The sequence below is a fragment of the Kitasatospora sp. NPDC085879 genome (assembly GCF_040686255.1).
Taxonomy (GTDB): Bacteria; Actinomycetota; Actinomycetes; order Streptomycetales; family Streptomycetaceae; genus Kitasatospora.
Genome location: NZ_JBFBJZ010000002.1, coordinates 216,402 through 240,878, shown reverse-complemented (window position 1 = coordinate 240,878; position 24,477 = coordinate 216,402). Strand labels below are relative to the sequence as shown.

Genomic DNA, 24,477 nt, shown 5'->3' with positions numbered 1-24,477 from the left:
CGAGAAGCCCGTCAGCGGGCCAGGCCGTGCAGGAGCAGCTCGGCGAGGTTGGCGTACGCGTCGGCGTCGGCCAGCCCGGTGGCGGCGGCGACCTGGCGCCGCTGGATGCGGACCATGACGGAGGTGATCACGTCCGCGGCGAAGACCACGTGCACCTCGCGGAAGGCGCCGTCGGCGACCCCCTCGTCGATGAGCTCCTGGACCCGGCTGGCGGCCGCACGGGTGTTGCGCTCGTACACCTCGGCGGCCGGCTCGAACGCCGCCACGTCGTCGAAGAACGCGGCCGACACCGGGGCGAGTTCGGCGGCCACCGCGCGGAGGTAGGCGGCGAGCCGCCTCGCCGGGTCGGTCTCGGCGGCGAGCGCCGCCTCCACCCGGACCGTCGCCCGGCGGAAGAAGTGCACCACGGCCGCCCGGACGAGCTGCTCCTTGCTGCCGGCCAGGCCGTACAGGGTGCGCTTGGAGCAGCGCAGCCGGGCGGCCAGGTCGTCCAGGGTCAGCTGGGCGAAGCCCTCCGCGATCAGGAGGGCCGTCAGCTCCTCGAAGAGCTCGGTGCGGCGGGCCGCGCCTCGCCCGGTGAGCCGTGGGCCGTCCGCGCGTGGGGTCTCGATCACCCGCCCAGTATTCCAGGGGTGATCGCCGGGCCCGCCGCCGCCGTCCACCCGCGCCGCCGTGCACCCGCGGTGTCCGCCCCCGGCGCGGGCCCCGGTTCCCCGGGGCGGGGCCTGGCGCGGGCACCTAGGCTCGAAGGGGTCGGGCCGCGGCGGGACGGGAGGTCGCGATGAGCGTCGAGCCGGGCAGGACGGACCGGGGCGGGTACGGCGAGACACTGTTCGAGCCGTGGCAGCCGGGCGAGGGCGAACGCATCGACCTCGGCTCGCTGGCGTACGACGACACCACCCGGCGGCGGCTGCTCGCCCTCGGGGTGGGGCCGGGCAGCCGCTGCCTGGACATCGGCGCGGGCACCGGAACGATCGCCCGCTGGCTGGCCGAGGAGGTCGGCGTCGACGAGGTGCTGGCGGTGGACCGGGACGTCCGCTTCCTCGAACCGCACGCCGGCGGGGCGCTGCGCACCCTCACCGCCGACATCACCGCGCCGGACTTCGACCCGGGCCGGTTCGACCTGGTACACGCCCGCTTCGTGCTGATGCACATCCCGGAGCACCGCCGGCTGGCGGCCAGGCTCTGCGAGTTCCTGCTGCCGGGCGGCCGGCTCGTCCTCGGCGACGCGGTGGACCTCACCTCGGCCTCGCCGCCCGACACCCCGTACCGGCTGGCGATGCGGGCGATGTGGCGGGCGCTGCGGGAGACCATCGGCACGGACGTCTCCTGGACGCCGCAGTACCCGCGGCTGCTGGAGGGGCTCGGGCTGACCGGGGTCGGCGCGGAGATCACCGTGCCGCCGCTGACCGCGGGCAGCCCGATCGCGGCGTTCTGGCTGGACACCTGGCGGCGCTCCCGCTCCGCGATGCTGGCCACCGGCCCGGTCACCCCCGACGGGCTCGCCGCCGCCGAACGGGCGCTGGCGGAGGGCACCGCCGCCGACCTCTCCCCCGGCCTGATCACCACCTGGGGCCGCCGCGGCTGACCACCGCGCGGACCGGCGACTCGGCCACTGTCGATCCCCGTGGGCCGCGCTCAGGCCGCTCCGTTCATCGACCGGCGCAGGACGCGGAACTGCGGGCCGTACATGCCGCTGCCGTCCGGCAGCGGGATCTCCATCAGGGCGACGGCCGGCTCCTCCAGGGCGCGCATCGAGCGGACCGCGCCGTCCAGGGCCCGCCGGTCGCCGATCGTCCAAGCGCCCTCCAGGGAGTGCAGGACCCGGCTGAACAGCAGGTCGGACTTGCCGAGCAGGGCCGCGGCCTCGGGAGGCGGGTCGGGCCAGCCGCCGGCCGGGACGACGCCCATCGGCCGGGCCTCGGGGAAGGGCACCGGGTCGCCGTCGTAGCCCCAGCGGTCGGCGGAGGACACCACCCGGCGCTCGTGGAAGATCTCCCCGAAGGCGTAGTAGTGGGCGGGTGCGCCGTGGCCGGCGGGCACGTCCGGGCTGGCCGAGGTGCCCTCGCCCTGCTCCTTGATCACCTCCAGTGCCTCGTCGACGTCGGCCGGGGTGGCCAGCGGGCGCAGCGTGTCGGGCCCGATCCGGACGGACAGCTGGCCGCGGGTGTCGAGGTGCGGGCGGACGTGCTGGAATGCGTCCTGCAGTGCGGTGTAGAACCCGCCGATGGTCGGGCCGGACGCCCGGGCGAGCGGCGACTCCGGGGCCTCGATCGACATCAGGACGTCGCGTACGTACGCCTTGGTGAGGCCGGAGAGGCAGACCGTCAGGTCGGGCCGGACGCCGCCGGGCAGCGGGCCCGGGTAGCCGAGGACGGAGTCGACGATCCGGGGCCGGCCGCCGACCGCGGTGAGCAGGTTGCAGGTCAGGCCCATGTGGAACATCTCGTCGCCGACGATCCCCTGGATCAGCCGGGCGGGTTCGCTCGTCCGGTCCTTGATCGACCACAAGGCGCACAGGTACGGCGGGATCGTCGCGAGTTCGACGGCGACGGCGATCTGCAGGGCGCGCCGGATCCAACGGATGTCGCGCCGATCGGCGGGGGTGGTCAGCAGGCGGGCCACCGCGTCGCCGTCGGCGGGGGCCGTCAGCAGGTCCGTCAGGTCGGCCGAGTCCGTCGGCACCGGCGCGGGGGGTGCGGCGGCCGCGTCGGGGGCGGTCAGCAGGACGGGCACGGCGGCCAGGCCGGCGGACTTGAGGAACCTCCGGCGTCCCAGGGCCGTCCCCGGCGGCCGGACCGTCCCATCCTCGGCTGCGTCGACCACGTGCGCTTCCCTCCCCGACTCGTCGCCCGGCGGCATCGTGCTGCAGTTGTGTGCTGCGGCTGCTGCTCCGCCGAACCGCCCGGGCCGTCGCCCTGCGGCCGCCCCGGGCACACCGGCCGAGACTGCCGACGCTACCCAGCGGGCCGGGAGCGGGCACGTGTCGCCACCGTTTCGGCGCGGGCCGTCACCCGGGGAGAGCACCGGTCCGGCCCGCGACGCGGGTGATCCGGGCCGCGTGCGCGGTCCGGGCGGTGCGGTCAGCCGGCCGACCAGGTGATCGCCGGCGGGCGGACCGCCGCGCACCGCGGGTTGCCCCTGCCGTCGGTGAGCCCCAGTCGGGCGACCAGCAGGCCGGAGTCCACGGCCGCCGCGGCGGTGTCCGGGTCGACGGCGTCCAGCATCAGCTTGGCGCGCCGGAACACGGCGAAGGCGCCGGCCGCGTCCACACTGCCCCAGGAGAGGTACACGAACCGGGCGTGCGGGCCGCCCTGGATGTGGGATCCGCGCAGGTCGATGCCCCGGGGTGTGCGGGTGGCGGTGCACTCCAGCGTCCAGGTCGCGGCTGGGGCGTCCCCGGGCTGCGGGTCGAGCAGCTCGTCCGGCCGCCCGCGGCGCTGCACCGCGACGTGGATGCCGGTCGCGCCGGGGAAGCCGGGGCCGGGGGCGCAGCTGCGGCCGGGCAGGTCGGTGGCGTCGATCCGGAGCTTCATTCCGCCATCATCGCGCGGTCGTCCCCCCGAGCGGGGCGCTCGACCTGCCGGCCGGCATGCGGACGGGCGGGCATGCGGACGGGCCGGCCGGGCGGGGTGCCCGGTCGGCCCGTGCCGTCGGTCGCGCGGTGGCGGGTCGGCGACCGGTGTCAGGCCGCCGGCGAGGGCTTGAGGACGACGAAGTCCGCGCCGTTGGGGTCCACGCAGACCGCGAGGCGGCCGACGCCGGGGGCGTCCTCGGGCTCCATCTGGAGGCTGCCGCCGTTGGCGGTGACCTTCGCGGCGGCGTCGTCGGCGTCCTCGACGGCGAACACCGGGTGCCAGTACGGCTTGCCGCCGGTGAGCACCAGGTGCTCCGGGGGCAGCTGCATCAGGCCGCCCTGCATCCGCTCCTGGGGGAGGCCGGCGGGGGTGATCAGCCAGTAGGTGCCCTCCATGCCGCCGGGCAGCGGCATGGCCCCGAACTGCCAGCCGAAGAGCTCGCCGTAGAACTCGCGGGCGGCGGACGCGTCGGTGGTGTACAGCTCGGTCCAGTTCAGGCTGACCGGGTCGTCGACCTGCTCCACGCCGGGATCGCCGATCGGCTGCCAGGCGGCGAACTGGCCGCCGAGCGGATCGGAGAACTGGGCCATCCGGCCCTCCTCGCCCGCGCCCATCGGGGGCACCCGGACGGTGCCGCCGAGCCGCTGCACGGCCTCGGCGGTGGCGTCGACGTCGGTGGTCTTGAAATAGAGCATCCAGGCGGAGCGGGCGCCCTCCTCGGTGAGGGGCCCGATACCGGCGACGGTCTTGCCGTTGTGGCGGAAGGCCCGGAAGTCGCCGGCCTCCTCGCCGAAGGACTTGGTCTCCCAGCCGAGAACGGCGCCGTAGAAGGCGGCGGTCGCGGCGACGTCGGGGGCGCCGAGGTCGAGCCAGCAGGGGGAACCGGGTACGAAGTCGGTAGTGATCACGTCTTCTCCCATCGAGAGTGCCACCGCGGCCCAGCCTTGCAGCGGCCGACGCCGCCCGCCCGTCGGCACACCGCCCGCCACTGCGTCCGAATGTCAGGAGGACACGGACCTGGCCGAGGGGGCCGGCGACGCGTCGGGCTGGGCGGGCGGCGGCGACACGGCCGGCTCCGTGGAGGTCAGCCGGCGCAGGCTCGCGCGCCGTTGCAGCATGCCGAGGCCGGTCGTCGCCCCGCCCAGGGCGATCCAGCCCAGCGGGCCGGCGGTCATCACCACCCCGGTGAGCAGCAGCGGCCCGACCGACTTCTGCACCGACTGGGCCATCCCGGCGACCCCCAGGTACGAGGCCCGGGCCCGTGGCGGCGCCAGGCTCACCGCCAACTCCCAGGAGCTGACCGAGCGCAGCAGCTCCGCCAGGGTGACCAGGACGGCGGCCGTCAGCAGCGCCACCGAGGCCGGCCAGGCGCCGCCGCCGGTCGCGGCCGCCAGCACCAGGCAGCAGGCGAGCAGCGTCAGCCCGTACCAGCGCAGGGCCTTGACCGCTCCGTGCGGGCCGTCGGCCCAGGCGGAGACCCTCAGTTGCAGCAGCACGACGAGGACGGTGTTGAGCACCAGAAACGCGGGGACGAGGGCGTGCGGCGCGGCAGTGTGGTGGACGAGCCACAGCGGCAGGCCCACGTTGAGCACCGAGTCGTCGAGGTTCAGCGGGATGTCCAGCAGGACGAACCGCAGGTAGCCGCGGTCCCGCCAGGGGCTGGGTGCGGCCGCCGTCGCGCCCGGGGTCTCCGCTCCCCCGCCTTCCGGATGCCGGGCGACCACCAGGCCGTGCCCGTCCGGCTCGCCCGTGCGCAGGACCAGTGCGGCGGCCAGGACGAAGGAGAGGGCGTTGGCCAGGATCAGTGCGCGGTAGGCGTTCGCGGTGCCCACCGCCAGCCCGAGGGCGGCGATGCCCGCGCCGAGTGCGTAGCCGGCGTTGGCCGTGCTGCGGAACAGTGCCTGATAGACGCCTCTGCGCTCGCCGGCGATCCGGGTGGCGAAGAGCATCTCCAGTGTCTTGGCCGCCCGCTCGCCCAGGCAGGTGAGGGCCACCACGACCAGCAGGACCGCGAAGTCGTGCACCACCAGCAGCAGGGCCATGGTGGCGAGCCGCAGCAGGTGGCAGGCGATCAGCAGCCCGCGGACCGGGAGCCGTTCGGCGGCCCGCCCGGCCAGCGGGGATCCGGCGATTCCGGCCACCGCGGCAACACCGAGGAGCAGGCCGACCTGTCGGGCGTCCAGGCCTCGGAGGAAGGTGAAGTACAGCACCGACGCCGCCGCCCATACGCCGGTGCCGGTGCGGTCGACGAACTGGGCGAGCAGCATCATCCGCCCGTCCCGACCGCCCGGCGGCCGCTGCAACTGCGCCACCAGCCCGTTCCCGCTCCGCCGCATGGCGAGCCTCCGTCCGCCCCTCCGTAAAAATCTCGACATCAAGATACTTCATGTCGAGATTCACCGGAACACCAGGGACGGACGAGGGCGTACGACTACCCGATTACCCCACGAACTCGGCCTGCGGGAAGCCGCTCGACGGGCCGTCCAGCAGGTGGGTGTCGCGGTGGCGCAACCCGAGGTCGAAGAAGGCATCGACGTAGGCGCGCTGGGCCGCGACCGAGTCGCCCGGGTCGATGGTGCCGACCTGGGTCTGCACGGCGGCGGCTGGCACCCGGCCTGCGGCCGCGATCTGCGGCAGCTGCACCTGCAGGTCGGTGTACGAGAGGTGGCCCGAGCCGGTCAGCCGGATGTTGTGGTGCGGGCCGCGGAGGTTGGCCCAGAACGGCTGCCAGAACGCGTCGTTGTGCGTCCACTCGCCGCTGTTCATCAGCAGGAACGGCCGGTCGAGTCCGTCCGCGACGACGCTGCCGACCGGTCCCTCCTCCCCGAAGTCCAGCCCACCGTCGAGGTCGACCGCGGCGTCCACCCGGGCGTCGTCGTGCATCACCTGGGCGGCGGTGGCGCCGCCGAGCGAGTGGCCGGCCATGCCGACGGCGGCGAGGTCGATCCGGCCGGCCAGCCCGGCGGGGAGGCGGCGGTGCTCGGCGTCCGGGTTGCCGCCGCGGTTCAACACCGCGAGGCGGTCCAGGACGAATCGGGTGTCGGCGACCCGGATGTCGACCAGCCGGCGCGGTGCGGCGCCCGCCGCGGCGGGGTCGGCCGTGGCCATCCGTCCACCGGGAAACTCCACCGCCAGTGACTCGTAGGTGTGGTCGATCGCCACCACCAGGTAGCCGCGGGCGGCCAACTCCTCGGCGAGGAAGGTGCCCTGGCCGCGCAGCCCGCCGGCGCCGGGCGAGTACAGCACGACGGGCAGGCAGTCCCGGCCAGCCGCAGCGGGTACGCCGGTGCGGGCGTGGGTGAGGGTGCCCGCCCAGTCGGCGGTGTCGGCGGGCAGCCCGAACTGCCGCTGCAGCGAGTCCGCGAAGGCGGCCGCGGTGCCGGCCGACAGCTGGGGCGCCCGTGCGCCCGCGCCGCCGAAACGGGCCGGGTACCAGAGCGTGACCATCAGCTCTCGGGAACGGCCGGGCTGCCAGGGGTCGGTGCGGTTCCGGTCCACCAGGTGCAGGTCGGTCGTGCCGACCGCGTACGGGCCGTGCGGCGCCGGGAGGGTCAGGTGCACGGGGGTGCTGGCGGGGGCCGGGTCCGCATGGGCCACCGGGGCGGCGGCGAACGGCCCTGCCAGCGCGAGCAGGACGGAGGCGGCGGCCGTGGTGGACCGCCGGATTCGGTTCGTCGTCATAGCTTCACCCTATGCGGCGGAGCCTACCAATGGGTATTGGTTTGATCGAACACGCGCTCCATCTAGATGGGCTGACGCTCTCTCAAATTCTGTCCCATCATGTTCGGCTCCGCGAAGGCCCCTTCCGCGCTGCCGGGCACGCCGGGGGAGGGAAGGGGCCGGCGGCTCAACGGGCGGCGCGGGGGCCGGCGCCCGTGCCCCCGTGGCCGTCTCAGGCGTCGGCGGCCAGTAGGGACGAGGTGACGATCCACCCCGATCACAAGGGCCGGACCGATGCCAAGGGAATTAGGATGACTCACGGCATGGCCTCGGATAAAAAACTCAAGGAAGCGCCTGACATCTCGCACTCCCGACCAGAAGCGCGCGCCGACCTGATAGTCAAGGCCCGTTCCGCCATGGGGCACATGGACGATCATAATTGGGGAAACGAGAGGAACCGGGCTGCGGAGATGCGGCAATTGATTCAACCACTGGAGCGAATGGATTGAGAACCGAGAAAATCATTGCAGATATTCTCGCCACGGACACCTTCTGAGGAATTTGCACCGGATCGTCCCCGCAGGAGCTCGATGCGGTTCTGGGGAAGGATTACCACGAAGAGGTGCACGGCAGGGGTCCTGTTCGCACGTTGCGGCGCGACTACGGGCTGGTAGAAGCCATCTTCGGCGATCCGGAGAACTGGAGTTGCAGAGCTCTCATCATAGAGGTGCATCGCCTCGCCGGAAATCCTGGCCTGAGTCTCCACCGAGCGGACCAGAACCCGCGCATCGAGAAATACGTCCGCTGGTCTAACGTCCTCCGGGAACTCGGCGGAAGAGGTCTCGCAGACCGCGTGGTCCTGGTGTCGAGGGACTCCACCTACGCGGAGTACGTCGTGGATGGCATGAATGCCGCAGCGCACGTGGTGGCGGACGAGTCATGGCAGAGAGACGAGGATTTCCCCGGATTCGGCGACTTGTGGAGCGTGTCGGTGGCGCCGAGGAAGAAGTCTCGCTGACCTCGGGGCACCGGTGCCCCGTTCAGTACGGAGCGCTGCAGCCTTCACCAAGAGAAGGAGAACCAGCAGGCAGCAGGACAGCCGCCCTGTGCCGGCGCGCCCGGTGAGCAGCATCGGCACCAGGACGATCAGGTTGGCGAAGCGATGGTGAGGACGGCCTGCTTCCGGTCCATGCCGAGCGCGACCAGACCGGAGGCCAGCGTCCACGATGGGATGGTTGGGCCATGCCGACCCACAGCGCACAAGAGGCGTGGATGGTCGGCTGGCTGCGGTTGCCGACGGTGCCCTACGCCCGGGCTCGGGCGCAGCTCCCGGACGTGCACATGCAGCCGACCGCCAGGAGGCGAAGGGCCTGGTGCAGGAGCTGTACCAGGTCGGCGTCCTCGTCGCGCAGCCAGTGGTCATCGGCGGCACCCAGGGCGGCACGGGCAAGGACCGGCGGGCGCCATGGCATCCACCGGTGCCGTAGCGCTCCGCCGCACGGTCGGCGATGACGGGCCGCCAGGCGGCGTAGCGCAGCGTGGAGAGCTCCTACCGTTCGGGGACGGCGAGGATGAGTGCCATGGGCGGCACCGGCCCAGAGCTGGTGGCCCCTGAGAAATAGGCGAGACCAGGCCTGTTGACGCGCCTGGTCCAACAATCGCGACTTCAGCTCTGTCGGACTCCTGTGCGATCGTGGACGCGCATGCAGTGACGGGGGAGGATCAGCATGGCGATCGAGTTGCCCGATGAGGTGGAGTCGTTCCTGGCGTTCATCGGGATCAGGTGGCCGTCGGTGAACGAGGACAAGGTCCGCGAGTTCGCCGATCACGTCCGGGAGTTCGCCGACAGGATAGACGAGGCGCATCGGGAGTCGACGGCGACGATCAAGGCGCTGGGTGAGGCGTACGAGGGTGCCTCCTACGAGGCATTGCTGACGAAGTGGGCGTCGCTGTCGGACTCCCACATGAACGAACTGGTGCAGGCCTGCCGGGTGGTGGCGACCGCGCTGGATGTCGCAGCGGATGTGATCGTGGCGATGAAGGTGGAGGCGATCGCCGAACTCGTGGTGCTGGCGGCCACGCTGATCGCCGAGCAGGCGGCTGCGGTGGCGACCCTGGGCGCGGCGGAGGCGGCTGCGGCGGCGACGGTGCTGGCCGGGCGCAAGCTGGTGCAGTTCCTGGAGCAGCAGCTTGAGGACTACATCATCGGCCAGGTGATCGAGGCCGCGATCGACCCGTTGGTGGGGGTCGTCGCGGGTGCGGTGTCGGGCCTGGTGTTCCAGACCGCCGAGTCGGCGCTCGGCGTCTCCGGCGGTGGTGGGGGCGGGGGCGGCACCGGATTCCGAATCAACCCGGACGCCCTGGAGGCCCACGCCCGCACCATGCACCAGCACGCCGAGACCGTTGCCGGGCACGCCCAGGCCTTCCAGTCCAAGCTCGCGGGGGTGAGCTTCGAATGAGCAACCGGATCGTCAAGGCACTCGAACACGGCGCGCAGAAGCTCGGCAAGACACTGGCCGACGACGCCGGCAAGGCCGTGCACAAGCTGTACAAGCAGGCCGGAGACAACCTGACCAAGGTCGCCAAGAACGTTCGCGACGTCGACGCCAAGCACGCCAAGGAACTGGAGAAGATCCTCCACGGTGGGGGCGGCAAGGGTCTGCCCCACCCGCGGTCCGGTGGCGGGGGCGGCCGCGGGGGCGGTTCGCATCCGCGGGGGCGGGGCCGGGACCAGGTGAAGAGCCCTCGCACCGAGGGCCGTCCGCAGGACACCCGGTGCGGCGGCGGTGAGCCCGTCGACATGGCCACAGGCCGGATGTACATCGACCAGGTCGACGCGTCGCTGCCCGGCTCCCTGCCTCTGGCGTTCACCCGCAGCTTCGACTCCGGTTACCTCGCCGGACGCTGGATGGGCCGCCGGTGGGTGTGCACCTTCGACGAGCGGCTGGAGATCGACGGCGAGGGCGTGGTCCACGTCCGCCCGGACCGGATCACCCAGGCCTACCCGCACCCCGAGCCTGGCGACCCGGTGTTCGCCTCGGCCGGCTCGCGCCACGAACTCGACCTCGACCCGGACACGGGCTTGTACACGGTCACCGACCCGGCCACCGGTCTGGTGAAGGAGTTCACCCCCGCCCCGGACGGCACCGAGGCCCACCTCACCACCGTCCGGGACCGGCACGGCCGCCACTACACCCTCCACTACGACCCGGACGGCGTCCCGCTCTCCATCAGCCACTCCGGCGGCTACAAGCTGCTGGTCACCGTCGACGCCGAGCGCATCACCGCCCTGCGGCTGGCGAATGCCGGCGAGGGTGGCGGTGACGCAATGCTGATGCGCTACGGCTACGCCGACGGCCACCTCACCAGCGTCTACAACTCCTCCGGCAAGCCGATGCGCTTCGCCAACGATGCCAGCGGCCGGATGCTCTCCTGGACCGACCGCAACAACTCCCAGTACGTCTACACCTACGACGCCCACGACCGGGTCGTCGACGAGGGCGGCACCGACGGCGCCCTGCGCTTCCACTTCACCTACGGCGCCCCGGACCCCGCCACCGGCCTGCGCACCCACACCGAGACCAACGCGCTCGGCCACACCACCAGCTACCTGGTCAACGAGCACGCCCAGATCACCGCGATCACTGACCCGCTCGGCCACACCACCCACTACGAACGCGACCCCTACGACCGGCTCCTCGCCGAGACCGACCCCCTCGGCCGCACCACCCGCTACGCGTACGACGGCGCCGGCGACCTCACCACCATCACCCGCCCCGACGGCGAACAAGCCACGGTCACCTACGCCGCGGGGCTGAGCCTGCCCGAGACCGTCGCCGAACCCGGCGGCGCCACCTGGCACCACACCTACGACCGATTCGGCCGGCTGACGACCTCCACCGATCCGACCGGTGCCATTACCCGTTACACCTACGACGAACTCGGCCATCTCGCTTCCGTCACCAATGCGCTCGGCAGCACGACCTCGGTCCGTTGCAGTCCGGCAGGCCTGCCGATGGAAGTCACCGATCCAGCAGCCGCCACGACGCGCTTTCAGCACGACGCCTTCGGGCACATGACGGCGGTCAGCGGACCAATGGGGGATGTAACCCGCCACACGTGGACAGCGGAGGGATACCCGCTGAGCCGTGTTGCCGCGGACGGCACCACGGAGTCGTGGGCATACGACGGCGAAGGAAACCTACTGACCCACACCGACCAGATCGGGCAGGTCAGTACGTTCGAGTACACGCATTTCGAGACCCCCGCTGCGGCGATTGGTCCTGACGGTGCCCGGTACGCCTACACCTATGACGCCAATATGCAACTGGTGTCGGCCATCAACCCTCTTGGTCAGCATTGGGAATACACCTACGATGCGGCTGGCAGGCTGGTCGAGGAGCGGGACTTCGATGGCCGGAGCGTCAGTTACCGACTGGACCCAGCCGGTCAGGTGATTGCTCGTGTCAACCCGCTCGGACAGGAGGTCCAATACACTTACGACCTGCTCGGGCGTGTTGCGGCCAAGAGCGTCGGAGGCGATGTTACTTCCTATGTCTACGACGATGCCGGATACCTGATCCGGGCCATCGGTCCGGACGCGGAGGTGGTCCGAACCGTTGATGCGCTGGGTAACCTGCTCACGGAGTCGGTCAATGGACGCACACTCGTTCAGGTTCGCGATCCGCTGGGACGGCGAGTCCAGCGCACCACACCTGGTGGGCACGTCAGTACCTGGACGTATGACGCCGCCGGTCGGCCGGCGGTCTTGGGTACCAGCGGCGGCGACCTCAGATTCACTTTCGACCTCCTTGGACGCGAGCAGCACCGTGCATATGGCGACCACCTGAGCCTGACTAGTTCGTGGGATGCCCGATTCCACCTGACCGGCCAGACCCTGAGTACGACGGGACCGGGCCGTTCCTCCCCTCTCCAAGACCGCAGGTACAGCTACCGTGCCGACGGTAATCTGATGGCCGTCGAAGACATTCTGTCGGGCCGGCGCACCTTCGATCTCGACATGGCTAACCGTGTCACCCGGGTCCAGGCAGAAGACTGGACCGAGACATACACATACGATGAGGCGGGCAACCTCACCACTGCTCAATGGCCGGCCACCAGTGCCACCGAGGCCGCGCTTGGGGTTCGGACCTACGGCGGCACTCAGCTCATCTCGGCCGGCCGCGTCCGCTATGAGTACGACGCGGCCGGCCGCATCACCCTTCGACAGAAGACCCGACTGTCCAGGAAGCCGGAAACCTGGCGGTATTCATGGGACATCGAAGGCCGAATCAGTGGCGTCATCACTCCTGACGGGACGGAATGGCGCTACCTATACGATCCGTTCGGCCGTCGAATAGCCAAGCAGCGGCTCGGAACTGACGGCGTCACAATCGAAGAGCAGACCGACTTCACCTGGGACGGCCCCGCCCTGGCTGAACAGGCGACACGTGCGCCGTACTTGCCCGGCCTGCACACGATCAGCTGGGATTACCACGAGCTGCATCCGATCACTCAAAGCGAGACGATCACCACCCCGGCCGGCGATGAGACGCAGGAACGAATCGACCGCAGATTTTTCGCCGTCGTCACCGATCTGGTCGGCTCTCCGGCCGAACTTGTCGACCTTGATACAGGTGACATCGCCTGGCATGCGACCACCACTGTCTGGGGCAATACCACGTGGTCCAGCGCCAGCAATGGTTACACGCCGCTACGATTCCCGGGGCAGTACTTCGACCCGGAATCTCGTCTGCACTACAATGTCAATCGCTACTATGATCCTGAAACTGCGCGGTATGCCAGCCCGGATCCCCTCGGTCTTGCGCCGGCCCCAAATCCGGTAGCCTACGTTCACAACCCGCACACGTGGTCCGATCCTTTGGGGTTGTCCCCGCATCAGCACGATGACCTTCTCAGGGAAGTCAAGATCGTGGCGGATAAAAATACAAAGGTCACTCCGTCGAAAATGCGGCCCGTGGCTTCGGAGGGGCTCAAGCTTCCCAATGGAACGATTTGGACGAGCCCTAGCATCAGAGGGGCTGCACCCGTCCTCCATCCTGACGTGCAAGCTCTTGTAGACGGCGTTCCGATGGACAAGCGCGGACGGGGCCACGGCATGTGCGGCCTTCCCGTGCTTCTGTCCCGAGCCCTGGACTCCAATATCGATCCGACGGGCTCTACGGCGGCCGCGATGATCATTCGCAGTACTACGGAGCACGAGAAGCACGGTCGGCCAATCGGTCCGTGTTCGAGCTGCAGGCCGTTGAGCGAGCATTATAAGCTGGACTTCATAACGGATGACGGGATTTGAACGTAAATGTCGAGATTCTCCGATGAGACCGAGCGCGAGCTTCTGGCTGCGGGCTGGCGACCCGGGCGGAAGGTCGATGTTCTGCCCTGGCGTCGCAGGCTCGAATCTTCCGGCTTCCACATGCATGCCGCAGCCGAGCTGTTTCTATCCGAGTTCGGCGGCCTCACGGTCGATGTCGATGGTCCGGGGATCTCGTGTGCGCGTGTTCCGTTCGAGTTGGATCCCTCTCTTGCGGACGGCGAGGACGACAGATTTTCAGAATGGGGGCAGGAGGTTGGCGAGGAAATATTCCCGATCGGCGAGATGGATGGAGGGAGATATTTTCTCGGAATTTCATCATCTTCGGAGATTTACATCGTCGCTGACTGGCTCGCGTCGCTCGGAGTAGGCGTCGAGGCTCTGGAGAGGCTGGTTCGGGGAATTGCAGCCGATACCGTCTGCCAGTAAGCGGACCGGCACAAGAGGCCTACCGACGGATGGCTCGTCGGACGGAGTAGATCCGGGATCCGACGGCGGTTCCGGTAGAACGGTTTCCAACACATCGACCATCTGATGGATGACGACGTTGCCACGATTCGCATGAGATCCATCGCGCGATCTGGTGCTGCCAGGTAGATCGTGTCGCTTCCGGCCACTGGATGATTGATTCCCAGGGATGGCTGCGCAGATGGCGCGAGGGTGTCCAACCTCGGTTTGTGACGACCGAGATGGACACCCTCGCGACCGCACTCTACGTGCGGACCGACGACGTGCTGAAGAGCGTGTAGAGGGCGAGGGAGGTGGCGAGGCCGACGGCCCAGCCGTAGTCGGCCAGCGGCTTGAGGAGAGGGATCAGGCCGTCGGCGGGGAAGGGGCCGCCGTAGGAGCCGCCGACGGCGAGCAGGCCGCCGACGAGCAGGGTGGTGACGGCGCGCCAGTTCCAGCCGCCGGTGTACCAGTAGGCGCCGTGCGGGCGGTACAGCTCAGCGAGGTGGAGCGAGGTGCGGCGGACGATCCAGTAGTCGGCGATGAGGATGCCTGCGACGGTGCCGAGCAGGCCGCCGACCACGCCGAGCCAGGTGAAGATGTAGATCTGCGGGTCGGAGATCAGCTTCCACGGGAAGATGACGATCCCGACCACGCCGGTGATCATCGCTCCGGTACGGAAGTTGACGAACCTCGGGGCGAGGTTGGCGAGGTCATAGGCGGGCGAGACCACGTTCGCGGCGATGTTCACCGACAGGGTGGCGATCAGGACGGTGAGCAGGGCGAACAGGATGCCCGCGGTGGAGTCCATCTTGGCGGCCAGCGCGATCGGGTCCCAGATCGGCTCGCCGTAGACGGCCTGGGAGCCGGAGGTGACCAGGACGGACAGCAGTGCGAAGAGCGTCATGGTGGTGGGCAGGCCGAGCGCCTGGCCGCGGATCTGGGCCTTCTGCGAGCCGCCGAAGCGGGTGAAGTCGGGGATGTTCAGCGAGAGCGTCGACCAGAAGCCGATCATGCCCATCAGGGCGGGGAAGAAGACCTTCCAGAAGTCGCCGTCCCAGCCGAGCTTGGACGGCTGGTCGAGCAGCGGTCCGAAGCCACCGGCCTTCACGCTGATCCAGATCAGCAGGGCGAGCGCGCCGACGATGACGAACGGCGCCGCCCAGTTCTCGAAGCGGCGCAGCGTCTCCATGCCGCGGGCGATGATCGCCATCTCGATCAGCCAGAAGATCAGGAACGAGAGCCACTGCGTCCAGGGGTAGCCGCCGACGTGCCCGGCGTCCTGCCAGCCGGAGCCGAGCAGTTTGCCGGCGAGCAGGAAGATGCCCTCGCCGCCGATCCAGGTCTGGATGCCGAACCAGGCGCAGGCCACCGCGGCCCGGACCATGGCCGGCAGGTTGGCGCCGCGCAGGCCGAACGAGGCGCGGGCGAACACCGGGAACGGGATGCCGTACTTGGTGCCGGCGTGGCCGGTGAGCAGCATCGGCACCAGGACGATCAGGTTGGCGAGCGCGATGGTGAGGACGGCCTGCTTCCAGTCCATGCCGAGCGCGACCAGGCCGGAGGCGAGGGTCCAGGACGGGATGTTGTGGGCCATGCCGACCCAGAGGGCGAGGAAGTTGTAGGTGGTCCAGCGGCGTCGGGCGACGGGGACGGGTCTCAGGTCGTCGTTGGCGAAGCGGGGGTCGGAGAGGTCGGCGTCGGGGGCGAGCTCGACGCGGCCGTCGGGCTGCACGGTCTGGGCTGTGGACACGGGCTACCACCTTGTGCGGGGGGACGGCCCGGCGGCCGCCGTGGGGGGCGGCCGCCGGGGACGGAAGGTGATGGTGCGTCTGGTGCCGGTGGGTCAGGTGGGTCAGGAGAGAGCAGGGATGACGCTCTTGCCGTAGGCGTCGATGGTGGGCTCGATGGCGTCGTGCATGGCGTACACGGCGAACTGGTCGACGCCCAGGGCGCGGAGCTGTCCGAGCTTGGCGAGCTGCCGTTCGGGGGTGCCGATCAGGCAGAACCGGTCGACGATCTCGTCGGGGACGAAGGCGGTGTCCGGGTTCCCGGCCCGGCCGTGGTGGCTGTAGTCGTAGCCGTGGCGGTCCTTGATGTAGGCGGTGAGCTCCTCCGGGACCATCGAGGAGTGCTCGCCGTAGCGGGAGACGAGGTCGGCGACGTGGTTGCCGACCATGCCGCCGAACCAGCGGCACTGCTCCCGGGCGTGCGCCAGCGCCTCGGGCGAGTCGTCGGCGGTGACGTAGGCGGGGGCGGCGACGCAGACGGTGACCTCGGACGGGTCGCGGCCCGCCTCGACGGCGGAGTCGCGGACGGCCTTGACCATCCACTCGGTGAGGTAGGGGTCGGCGAGCTGCAGGATGAAGCCGTCCGCGACCTGCCCGGTGAGGTGCAGCGCCTTGGGGCCGTAGGCGCCCATCCAGACCGGCAACCGGGCGCCCTCCTTGACCCAGGGAAGGTGGATCTCGGTGCCGTCGACCTCGACGGTGCGGCCCTCTGCGAGCCCGCGGATGGCGTGGATCGCCTCGCCGAGCATGCCGAGCCCGGCAGGGCGGCGGCCGGCGACCCGCTGCGCGGAGTCGCCGCGGCCGATGCCGCACACGGTGCGGTTGCCGTACATGTCGTTGAGGGTGGCGAAGAGCGAGGCGGTGACCTCCCAGGTGCGGGTGGCGGGGTTGGTCACCATCGGGCCGACGATCATGCGCTCGGTCTCGGCGAGGATACGGCTGTAGATGACGAAGGGCTCCTGCCAGAGCACGACGGAGTCGAACGTCCACCCGTGGGTGAAGCCGGCCGCCTCGGCGCGCTTCATCCGGTCGATGAGCAGTTGGGCGGGCGGGTCGGTCTGGAGGACGAGTCCGATGTCCACGGGGCTCCTAGCGGTCGAGGTACTGACAGGTGGCGCGCGGCTGGTAGCGGCCGTGGCCGGCGCGTCCGAGGTAGTTGTCGCCGTCGATCACGACGGTGCCGCGGGAGAGCACGGTGCGCACCTTGCCGGTGATCCGTTTGCCCTCGTACGCCGAGTAGTCGACGTTCATGTGGTGGGTCTCGGCGGAGATCGTCTGCACCGCGTTCGGGTCGTAGACCACGATGTCCGCATCGGCGCCGGGCGCGACCGTGCCCTTCTTCGGGTAGAGGCCGAACATCCGGGCGGGGGTGGCGCAGGCGATCTCGATCCAGCGGCGGCGGGTGATGTGCCCGTCGACAACGGCCTGGTGGAGCAGGTCCATCCGGTTCTCCACGCCGGGCAGGCCGTTGGGGATCTTGGAGAAGTCGCCGCGGCCGAGTTCCTTCTGGCCGACGAAGCAGAACGGGCAGTGGTCGGTGGAGACCACCTGGAGGTCGTTGGTCCGCAGGCCCTTCCAGAGCTCGGCCTGGTGCTCCCTGGGCCGCAGCGGGGTGGAGCAGACGTACTTGGCGCCCTCGAAGCCGGGCTCGGCGAGGTTGTCGGTGGAGAGGAAGAGGTACTGCGGGCACGTCTCGCCGAAGACCGGCAGGCCCTGGTCGCGGGCGCCGGCGATCTCGGCGACCGCGGAAGCGGCGGAGACGTGCACCACGTACAGCGGGGAGCCGGCGACCTGGGCGAGCTTGATCGCCCGGTGGGTGGCCTCGGCCTCCAGCAGTTCGCGGCGGACCTCGCCGTGGTAACGGGGGTCGGTCCTGCCGGCGGCGAGGGCCTGCTCGACGAGGACGTCGATGGCGATGCCGTTCTCGGCGTGCATCATGATCAGGCCGCCGTTGTCGGCGCCGCGCTGCATGGCCCGAAGGATCTTGCCGTCGTCGCTGTAGAAGACGCCGGGGTAGGCCATGAACAGCTTGAAGGAGGTGACGCCCTCCCCCACCAGCAGGTCCATCTCCTTGAGGCTGGCGTCGTTGACGTCGGCGAGGATCATGTGGAAGCCGTAGTCGATCGCGCAGTTGCCCTCGGCCTTGGCGTGCCAGGCGTCCAGGCCCTCGCGCAGCGACGCGCCGACGGACTGGACGGCGAAGTCGACGATCGTGGTGGTGCCGCCCCAGGCCGCGGCCCGGGTGCCGGTCTCGAAGGTGTCGGAGGCGAAGGTGCCGCCGAAGGGCAGCTCCATGTGGGTGTGGGCGTCGACGCCGCCGGGGATCACGTACATCCCGGCCGCGTCGATCACCCGGTCGGCCGTCCAGTCGGCGGCGCTGCTGCCGGGCGCGGCGAGGGCGACGATCTTCTCGTCCTCGATCAGCACGTCGGCGGCGATTTCCTCGGCGGCGGTGATCACCAGGCCGCCGCGGATCACGGTACGGGTCACGGGCGCTGCTCCTCTCAGGCCTCGCCGAGCGGGCCGTAGGCGTCCGGGCGGCGGTCGCGGTAGAACGCCCACTGCTGGCGGACCTGCTCGATCTGGCCGAGGTCGAGGTCGCGGACGACCAGCTCCTCGTTCTTGTCGGAGGCGACGTCGCCGACGAACTGGCCGCGCGGGTCGACGAAGTAGCTGGTGCCGTAGAAGTCGTTGTCGCCGTACTCCTCGACGCCGACCCGGTTGATCGCGGCGATGTAGTACTCGTTGGCGACGGCCGCGGCCGGCTGCTCCAGCTGCCACAGGTACTGGGAGAGGCTGCGGCTGGTGGCCGAGGGGTTGTAGACGATCTCGGCGCCGGCGAGGCCCAGGGCGCGCCAGCCCTCGGGGAAGTGCCGGTCGTAGCAGATGTACACGCCGACCTTGCCGACGGCGGTCTCGAAGACCGGCCAGCCGAGGTTTCCCGGCTTGAAGTAGTACTTCTCCCAGAATCCCTTCACCTGCGGGATGTGGTGCTTGCGGTACTTGCCGAGGTAGCTGCCGTCGGCGTCGATGACGGCGGCGGTGTTGTAGTAGAAGCCGGCCTGCTCGACCTCGTAGACCGGCACGACGATCACCATGTGCAGTTCCTTGGCGAGGGCCTGCATGCGCTGCACGGTCGGCCCGTCCGGGACGGGCTCCGCCCACCCGTAGTGCTCGGGCTCCTGGACCTGGCAGAAGTAGGGGGCGTTGAAGACCTCCTGGAAACCGATGATCTGCGCGCCCTGCGCCGCCGCGTCGCGCACCGCCTTTTCGTGGGCGGCGACCATCGTTTCCTTGTCCCCTGTCCATGCGGTCTGGAACAGCGCCGCCCTGACGACTCGGCTCATCTCAACTCCTCGCAGAAGTCGGTGTAGACCGTTGACATTAGGAGTTTCACACCCCGAGGTGCAGTACCACGCTGTAACGCTCTCCGGTGTTTTGCGTTCCGCCGCGAAACCATGATCGGATGTAAATCCGACCCAGATGACAAATAGCGCCGGACGGGGTTACATCGGAGTTTCCGATGGGGATGATGGGTTGATCCGGCCGCGCGGGGCCGGGCCCCGCCGGGCCGCCCGGCGACGGCCCGCACCGCAAGGGCTTTGCCCGGGATGATCCGGACCAGGCAAGATGGGCCGGTGACCCTCCTGGACCTGATGCCGAAGCCCGCCACCCCCGACGCCCTGTTCGAGACCTTCGCCGAGTGGGCGACGGAGCGCGGCATCACCCTCTACCCCGCCCAGGAGGAGGCGCTCATCGAGCTGGTCTCCGGGAACAACGTGATCCTGGCGACCCCGACCGGCTCCGGCAAGAGCCTGGTCGCCGCGGGCGCGCACTTCGCCGCGCTCGCCGAGGGCAAGCGGACCTTCTACACCGCGCCGATCAAGGCCCTGGTCTCGGAGAAGTTCTTCGACCTCTGCAAGATCTTCGGCACCGAACAGGTCGGCATGATGACCGGCGACGCGAGCGTCAATCCGACCGCGCCGATCATCTGCTGCACCGCCGAGGTGCTGGCCCAGATCGCCCTGCACGACGGCGAGCGGTCCGACATCGGCCAGGTCGTCATGGACGAGTTCCACTTCTACGCCGAGCCGGACCGCGGCTGGGCCTGGCAGATCCCGCTGCTGGAGCTGCCGCAGGTGCAGTTCCTGCTGATGTCCGCCACCCTGGGCGACGTCCGCCGCTTCGAGGAGGACCTCACCCGCCGCACCGGCCGGCCGACCGTCGTCGTCCGCTCGGCGACCCGCCCGGTGCCGCTCTTCTACGAGTACCGGCGCACCAACCTGCACGACACCCTGGAGGAACTGCTCTCCACCGGCCAGGCGCCGGTCTACGTCGTGCACTTCACCCAGAAGGAGGCGGTGGAGCGGGCGCAGTCGCTGATGAGCATCAACATGTGCACCAAGGCGGAGAAGGACGCCATCGCCGCCCTGATCGGCAACTTCCGCTTCACCACGAAGTTCGGCCGCAACCTCTCCCGGTACGTGCGGCACGGCATCGGCGTGCACCACGCCGGCATGCTGCCCAAGTACCGCCGGCTCGTCGAGCGGCTCGCCCAGGCCGGCCTGCTGAAGGTCATCTGCGGCACCGACACGCTGGGCGTCGGCGTCAACGTGCCGATCCGCACCGTGCTCTTCACCGCGCTCTCCAAGTACGACGGACAGCGGGTGCGGGTCCTGCGGGCCCGCGAGTTCCACCAGATCGCCGGCCGGGCCGGCCGGGCCGGCTTCGACACCGTCGGCCAGGTCGTGGCGCAGGCCCCCGAGCACGTGGTGGAGAACGACAAGGCGCTCGCCAAGGCCGGCGACGACCCGAAGAAGCGCCGCAAGGTCGTCCGCAAGAAGGCCCCGGAGGGCTTCGTCGGCTGGTCGGAGGAGACCTTCGAGCGCCTCATCGCCGCCGACCCGGAGCCCCTGGTCAGCCGCTTCAAGGTCAGCCACGCCATGCTGCTGTCCGTGATCGGCCGGCCCGGCGACGCCTTCTCCGCGATGCGCAAGCTCCTCACCGACAACCACGAGGACCGCTCCGCCCAGCGCCGCCACATCCGCTCCACCATCGCCATCTACCGCTCGCTGCTGGAGGGCGGCGTCGTCGAGCAGCTGGACGAGCCCGACCCCGACGGCCGCCGGGTCCGCCTCACCCTCGACCTCCAGGAGAACTTCGCGCTCAACCAGCCGCTCTCCACCTTCGCGCTGGCCGCCTTCGAACTCCTCGACCAGGAGTCGCCCTCGTACGCGATGGACGTCGTCTCCGTGGTCGAGGCGACCCTCGACGACCCGCGGCAGATCCTCGCCTCCCAGGAGAACAAGGCGCGCGGCGAGGCCGTCGGCGAGATGAAGCGCGACGGCATCGAGTACGAGGAGCGGATGGCCCGGCTCCAGGAGATCACCTACCCGAAGCCGCTCGAGGAGCTGCTCGGCCACGCCTACGAGGTCTACCGCCGGGCCCACCCGTGGATCGGCGACCACCCGCTGGCGCCCAAGTCCGTCGTCCGCGACCTGTACGAGCGGGCGATGACCTTCACCGACTACGTCGGCTTCTACGAGCTGGCCCGCACCGAGGGCATCGTGCTCCGGTACCTGGCCAGCGCCTACAAGGCACTGGAGCAGACCGTCCCCGACGACATCAAGACCGACGACCTGAAGGACGTCATCGCCTGGCTCGGCGAACTCGTCCGGCAGGTCGACTCCTCGCTGCTCGACGAATGGGAGCAGCTCGCCAACCCGACCGAGCCCGAGGCCGGCGAGGTCCGACTCGACGACAAGCCGGCGCCGGTCACCGCGAACGCGCGGGCGTTCCGGGTACTGGTGCGCAACGAGATGTTCCGCCGGGTGGAGCTCGCGGCGCTGGAGCACTACGACGCGCTCGGCGAGCTGGACAGCGAGTACGGCTGGGACGGCGACCGCTGGGCGGACGCGATGGACGGGTACTGGGAGGAGTACGACGACCTCGGCACGGGGCCCGACGCGCGCGGCCCGAAGATGCTGCTGATCGAGGAGGTCGAGGACGAGGGCCTCTGGCGGGTCCGGCAGATCTTCGACGACCCGGCGGGCGACCGCGACTGGGGCATCAGCGCCGAGGTCGACCTCTACGGCTCCGACGAGGAGGGCCGCGCCGTCCTCCGGGTCACCGCCGTCGACCGCCTGGGCGGGTGAAAGGGCAAGCCTTTAGGGAAGGCGATCACCTAGGGGCGCGGGGAACTGCGCAGTCCGGGAGTGGAGCACTGTACTGATCGGGGCCGCCCTGATCTGTAGAGTTCGCCCCATCTGGAATGCGCAGTTCCCCGCGCCCCTGAGGGACGACCCGGCCTGCGCAGTTCTCCCCCGGGCTTCGGCCGGGAGGTGCCCCCACGCGCCCCTGGGTTGCTCTCGCCCTACATCCAGAGGAAGGGGGCGCGGGCGGCGTAGGAGAGGGCGCGGGTGGCCTTGTCGAGGGTCTGGTCGCCGGCGGTGAGGGTGGTGCGCTGGTCGGTGTAGCGGGAGACGGTGACGGTCAGGTAGTGGCCGACCGGCTCGATGCGGGCCACGCCGGCGGGCTTCGGCGCGGGGGTGGTCGGGCTGGGCGGCGGGGTGGTGCCCGCGGGGGTGCCCGGCGAGGCGGTGGTGCCGGCGGTCGCGGTCGGCGACGGGGTCGGGCTCGGCGAGGGCGCCGCGGACTCGGCGGTGAGGAAGGCCAGGGCCGCCGGGTCGGTCAGTGCCTGCCGGGCCTTCTGGGCGCTCTGCTCGTCGGCGAAGCGGAGGACGGTCACGCTGCCGACGACCTGCTGGTCGGCGTTGGTGAAGGCGACCGAGAGGTAGGCCTGGCAGCCGGCGCCGTGCAGCGGGTCGTGGTCGCGGTCGGCGAGGATCTCGGTGCAGTCGCCGCCCTCGCGGGCCGCCGTGCGGTGTGCCTGGAAGCCGGCCTGGTCGACGGTGCGCTGGCTCGGGAAGTAGTGGTCGGCGGTGAAGGCCTGGGACTCCGTCAGCGGCTGCTCGGAGGCGAGGCCGGGGGCCGGCTGGGCCTTCTTGGAGTGGCCGCTGGTGCTGCCGAGGCCGGGTATGAGATCACCGGGGTTGGGGCGGCTGACCACCCATCCGGTGCCGGCGGCGGCTATCGCCAGGGCGCACCACAGGGCGGTGCGGCGCCGGCCGGGGCCGAATCGGCGCGGTCGGGCGGCCGTGCCGTCCTGGCCGGCCACGGTCTGGTCGGGCTCCCCCTGCGTGGTCATGCGGGAGATTGTAAGCAGTTGACTTCCTCCCCCTCCTGCGGGGGTTCCCCTCAGCCTCGCGGCTGAGCCGCCGCGCGTGAGCGCTGCGGGCGGACGACTTCCTGCTTCATCGACGACCGCCCGCCCGGAGTGCCCCGTTGAGGTCCTACATCGTCTCCACAGGCTGCAACCGCCAGTCCGGCGGCCAGGATGTTGCGTGCCGCGTTCACGTCCCGGTCGTGGACCGCGCCGCAGCCACACGTCCACTCGCGGACGTCCAGCGGCAGCTCGTCGCGGACGGTGTCGCAGGCCGAGCACTGCTTGGAGCTGGGGAACCATCGGTCGACGACGACGAGCTCGCGGCCGTACCAGGCGCACTTGTACTCCAGCATGGTCCGCAGCTCGCTCCAGGACGCGTCCGATACGGCTCTCGACAGCCTCCGGTTCTTGAGCATGTTGCGGACGGTCAGGTCCTCGATCACGACCACTTGGTTTTCGCGGACGAGTCGGGTGGTGAGCTTGTGCAGGAAGTCCCGGCGGCGATCGGCGATCCGCGCGTGCACGCGCGCGGCCTTCCCTCGGGCCTTCTCCCGGTTCTTCGAGCCCTTCGCCTTGCGGGACAGCGCCCGCTGCGCCCTGGCCAGGCGCTCCCGGTCCTTGCAACCGTGCCTCGGGTTGCTGATCTTCTCCCCGGTGGACAGCGTCACCAGGTTGCTGATCCCCGCGTCGATGCCCACCACCGCATTGACGGCGGGCAGCGGCTCGATGCCCGAGTCCTCGCACAGCATCGACACGAACCAGCGGCCGGCCGCATCCCGGCTCACGGTCACCGTGGACGGCGACCGCCCCACGGGCAGCGGCCGGGACCACACGATGTGCCAGCGGCTCCGCCATCTTCGCCAGCGTGAGGCAACCGTCCCGGTACCGGAACCCGGACCTGGTGTACTCGGCACTGCCGCGGGACTTCTTCTTCGACTTGAACCGGGGATACTCCGCCCGCTTCTGCCAGAAGTTGGAGAACGCGCCCTGCAAGTGCCGGAGGGCCTGCTGGAGCGGCACGGAGGAGACCTCGGAGAGGAACGCCAGTTCGTCGGTCCGCTTCCACTCCGTCAGCATCGCCGACGTGGCGTTGTACCCCACCCGCTCGCGGCGCAGAGTCCACGCCTCGGACCGGGCGGCCAGCGCCTTGTTGTAGACGAGCCGCACACACCCGAACGTGCGCGACAACTCAGCCGCCTGCGCATCCGTCGGGTAGAAGCGGAACCTGAACGCCCGCCTCACGCGGGTGATCGCCATGACACACACGGTAACACCCGCCCTTACGGCCACCCGCATGTGACGGGAGCTTCGCCTCCTCCTCCATGGAAACCGGGCGGATCCGCGGAAGAACCCAGATGATCAGTGGGGCCCGGAGGGAGGGGCTGTCGCTGGGGGCGCTGCGCGCACGAAGGGGGCGTACGTGACCTGCGCCACTACCCTGTGCGG

Annotated in this window: 18 protein-coding genes and 2 pseudogenes; 7 read left to right on the top strand and 13 right to left on the bottom strand. The window is 70.3% G+C overall.

Translation table 11 applies throughout. From position 1 onward, the window contains the following. Nucleotides 1-11: 11 nt before the first annotated feature. A complete protein-coding gene (locus tag AB0P35_RS02815; RefSeq protein WP_179419265.1) occupies nucleotides 12-614 on the bottom strand; it encodes a TetR/AcrR family transcriptional regulator in 603 nt (200 codons plus the stop codon). 167 nt (nucleotides 615-781) lie between these two features. On the opposite strand from AB0P35_RS02815, the gene AB0P35_RS02810 reads away from it, so the two are divergent. After that, entirely contained in the window at nucleotides 782-1,588 is an 807-nt protein-coding gene (locus tag AB0P35_RS02810; RefSeq protein ID WP_363505526.1) for a class I SAM-dependent methyltransferase, read from the top strand. A 50-nt stretch (nucleotides 1,589-1,638) separates the two neighbouring features. On the opposite strand, the gene AB0P35_RS02805 is transcribed toward AB0P35_RS02810, so the two are convergent. The 5 genes from AB0P35_RS02805 to AB0P35_RS02785 form a co-directional block, all read right to left on the bottom strand. Further along, nucleotides 1,639-2,826 (bottom strand): ferritin-like protein, encoded by a 1,188-nt coding sequence (locus AB0P35_RS02805; RefSeq protein WP_363505523.1) that lies wholly within the window; start codon nucleotides 2,824-2,826, stop codon nucleotides 1,639-1,641. A 257-nt stretch (nucleotides 2,827-3,083) separates the two neighbouring features. Beyond that, on the bottom strand, nucleotides 3,084-3,536 hold the full coding sequence (locus AB0P35_RS02800; protein WP_363505520.1) for a DUF5990 family protein: 453 nt from the start codon (nucleotides 3,534-3,536) through the stop codon (nucleotides 3,084-3,086). A 149-nt stretch (nucleotides 3,537-3,685) separates the two neighbouring features. Continuing rightward, complete coding sequence (locus tag AB0P35_RS02795; RefSeq protein WP_363505517.1) at nucleotides 3,686-4,486, bottom strand: VOC family protein; 801 nt, start codon at nucleotides 4,484-4,486, stop codon at nucleotides 3,686-3,688. A gap of 93 nt (nucleotides 4,487-4,579) precedes the next feature. Further along, nucleotides 4,580-5,914, bottom strand: a complete 1,335-nt coding sequence (locus tag AB0P35_RS02790) for an MFS transporter (protein ID WP_363505514.1) — start codon at nucleotides 5,912-5,914, stop codon at nucleotides 4,580-4,582. Between the two features lie 103 nt (nucleotides 5,915-6,017). Continuing rightward, nucleotides 6,018-7,259 carry a hypothetical protein gene (locus AB0P35_RS02785; RefSeq protein WP_363505511.1) on the bottom strand — a complete coding sequence of 414 codons (1,242 nt, stop codon included), beginning with the start codon at nucleotides 7,257-7,259 and terminating at the stop codon, nucleotides 6,018-6,020. Nucleotides 7,260-7,498: 239 nt separating this feature from the next. On the opposite strand from AB0P35_RS02785, the gene AB0P35_RS02780 reads away from it, so the two are divergent. Next, complete coding sequence (locus AB0P35_RS02780; protein WP_363505508.1) at nucleotides 7,499-7,747, top strand: hypothetical protein; 249 nt, start codon at nucleotides 7,499-7,501, stop codon at nucleotides 7,745-7,747. Between the two features lie 140 nt (nucleotides 7,748-7,887). Next, a complete protein-coding gene (locus AB0P35_RS02775; protein WP_363505768.1) occupies nucleotides 7,888-8,256 on the top strand; it encodes a hypothetical protein in 369 nt (122 codons plus the stop codon). Nucleotides 8,257-8,346: 90 nt separating this feature from the next. Here the strand turns inward: AB0P35_RS02775 and AB0P35_RS02770 are convergent. After that, a pseudogene (locus AB0P35_RS02770) lies at nucleotides 8,347-8,471 on the bottom strand (cytosine permease); the annotation flags it as partial. A gap of 494 nt (nucleotides 8,472-8,965) precedes the next feature. On the opposite strand from AB0P35_RS02770, the gene AB0P35_RS02765 reads away from it, so the two are divergent. The 3 genes from AB0P35_RS02765 to AB0P35_RS02755 are packed head-to-tail and all read left to right on the top strand — an operon-like array spanning nucleotide 8,966 to nucleotide 13,998. Then, entirely contained in the window at nucleotides 8,966-9,697 is a 732-nt protein-coding gene (locus AB0P35_RS02765) for a WXG100 family type VII secretion target (RefSeq protein WP_363505505.1), read from the top strand. Next, a complete protein-coding gene (locus AB0P35_RS02760; protein WP_363505502.1) occupies nucleotides 9,694-13,551 on the top strand; it encodes an RHS repeat-associated core domain-containing protein in 3,858 nt (1,285 codons plus the stop codon). Before AB0P35_RS02765 ends, AB0P35_RS02760 begins: the two co-directional genes overlap by 4 nt. A gap of 6 nt (nucleotides 13,552-13,557) precedes the next feature. Then, complete coding sequence (locus AB0P35_RS02755) at nucleotides 13,558-13,998, top strand: SUKH-3 domain-containing protein (protein ID WP_095871585.1); 441 nt, start codon at nucleotides 13,558-13,560, stop codon at nucleotides 13,996-13,998. 283 nt (nucleotides 13,999-14,281) lie between these two features. On the opposite strand, the gene AB0P35_RS02750 is transcribed toward AB0P35_RS02755, so the two are convergent. From AB0P35_RS02750 to AB0P35_RS02735, 4 genes are all read right to left on the bottom strand, one after another. Next, nucleotides 14,282-15,769 carry an NCS1 family nucleobase:cation symporter-1 gene (locus AB0P35_RS02750; RefSeq protein WP_363505499.1) on the bottom strand — a complete coding sequence of 496 codons (1,488 nt, stop codon included), beginning with the start codon at nucleotides 15,767-15,769 and terminating at the stop codon, nucleotides 14,282-14,284. Nucleotides 15,770-15,871: 102 nt separating this feature from the next. Next, nucleotides 15,872-16,888, bottom strand: a complete 1,017-nt coding sequence (locus AB0P35_RS02745; protein ID WP_363505496.1) for a TIGR03842 family LLM class F420-dependent oxidoreductase — start codon at nucleotides 16,886-16,888, stop codon at nucleotides 15,872-15,874. Between the two features lie 7 nt (nucleotides 16,889-16,895). Next, nucleotides 16,896-18,296: a dihydropyrimidinase gene (gene hydA / locus AB0P35_RS02740; RefSeq protein ID WP_363505493.1), complete on the bottom strand. Its 1,401-nt coding sequence runs from the start codon at nucleotides 18,294-18,296 to the stop codon at nucleotides 16,896-16,898. A gap of 14 nt (nucleotides 18,297-18,310) precedes the next feature. Beyond that, complete coding sequence (locus AB0P35_RS02735; RefSeq protein ID WP_095871589.1) at nucleotides 18,311-19,153, bottom strand: nitrilase-related carbon-nitrogen hydrolase; 843 nt, start codon at nucleotides 19,151-19,153, stop codon at nucleotides 18,311-18,313. 264 nt (nucleotides 19,154-19,417) lie between these two features. On the opposite strand from AB0P35_RS02735, the gene AB0P35_RS02730 reads away from it, so the two are divergent. Further along, nucleotides 19,418-21,961 carry a DUF3516 domain-containing protein gene (locus AB0P35_RS02730; protein ID WP_363505490.1) on the top strand — a complete coding sequence of 848 codons (2,544 nt, stop codon included), beginning with the start codon at nucleotides 19,418-19,420 and terminating at the stop codon, nucleotides 21,959-21,961. A 218-nt stretch (nucleotides 21,962-22,179) separates the two neighbouring features. Here AB0P35_RS02730 and AB0P35_RS02725 read toward each other — a convergent pair whose 3' ends face one another. Beyond that, nucleotides 22,180-23,013: a hypothetical protein gene (locus tag AB0P35_RS02725; RefSeq protein ID WP_363505487.1), complete on the bottom strand. Its 834-nt coding sequence runs from the start codon at nucleotides 23,011-23,013 to the stop codon at nucleotides 22,180-22,182. A 50-nt stretch (nucleotides 23,014-23,063) separates the two neighbouring features. Beyond that, nucleotides 23,064-24,288: pseudogene (locus AB0P35_RS02720) on the bottom strand (RNA-guided endonuclease TnpB family protein). Between the last annotated feature and the right edge of the window lie 189 nt (nucleotides 24,289-24,477).

Excerpts from the sequence above, each read along its gene's own strand:
- AB0P35_RS02810 (WP_363505526.1), top strand. The coding sequence starts at position 782 with ATGAGCGTCGAGCCGGGCAGGACGGACCGGGGCGGGTACGGCGAGACA.
- AB0P35_RS02800 (WP_363505520.1), bottom strand. The coding sequence starts at position 3,536 with ATGAAGCTCCGGATCGACGCCACCGACCTGCCCGGCCGCAGCTGCGCC.
- AB0P35_RS02790 (WP_363505514.1), bottom strand. The coding sequence starts at position 5,914 with ATGCGGCGGAGCGGGAACGGGCTGGTGGCGCAGTTGCAGCGGCCGCCG.
- AB0P35_RS02785 (WP_363505511.1), bottom strand. The coding sequence starts at position 7,259 with ATGACGACGAACCGAATCCGGCGGTCCACCACGGCCGCCGCCTCCGTC.
- AB0P35_RS02765 (WP_363505505.1), top strand. The coding sequence starts at position 8,966 with ATGGCGATCGAGTTGCCCGATGAGGTGGAGTCGTTCCTGGCGTTCATC.
- AB0P35_RS02760 (WP_363505502.1), top strand. The coding sequence starts at position 9,694 with ATGAGCAACCGGATCGTCAAGGCACTCGAACACGGCGCGCAGAAGCTC.
- AB0P35_RS02755 (WP_095871585.1), top strand. The coding sequence starts at position 13,558 with ATGTCGAGATTCTCCGATGAGACCGAGCGCGAGCTTCTGGCTGCGGGC.
- AB0P35_RS02735 (WP_095871589.1), bottom strand. The coding sequence starts at position 19,153 with ATGAGCCGAGTCGTCAGGGCGGCGCTGTTCCAGACCGCATGGACAGGG.
- AB0P35_RS02730 (WP_363505490.1), top strand. The coding sequence starts at position 19,418 with ATGATCCGGACCAGGCAAGATGGGCCGGTGACCCTCCTGGACCTGATG.
- AB0P35_RS02725 (WP_363505487.1), bottom strand. The coding sequence starts at position 23,013 with ATGACCACGCAGGGGGAGCCCGACCAGACCGTGGCCGGCCAGGACGGC.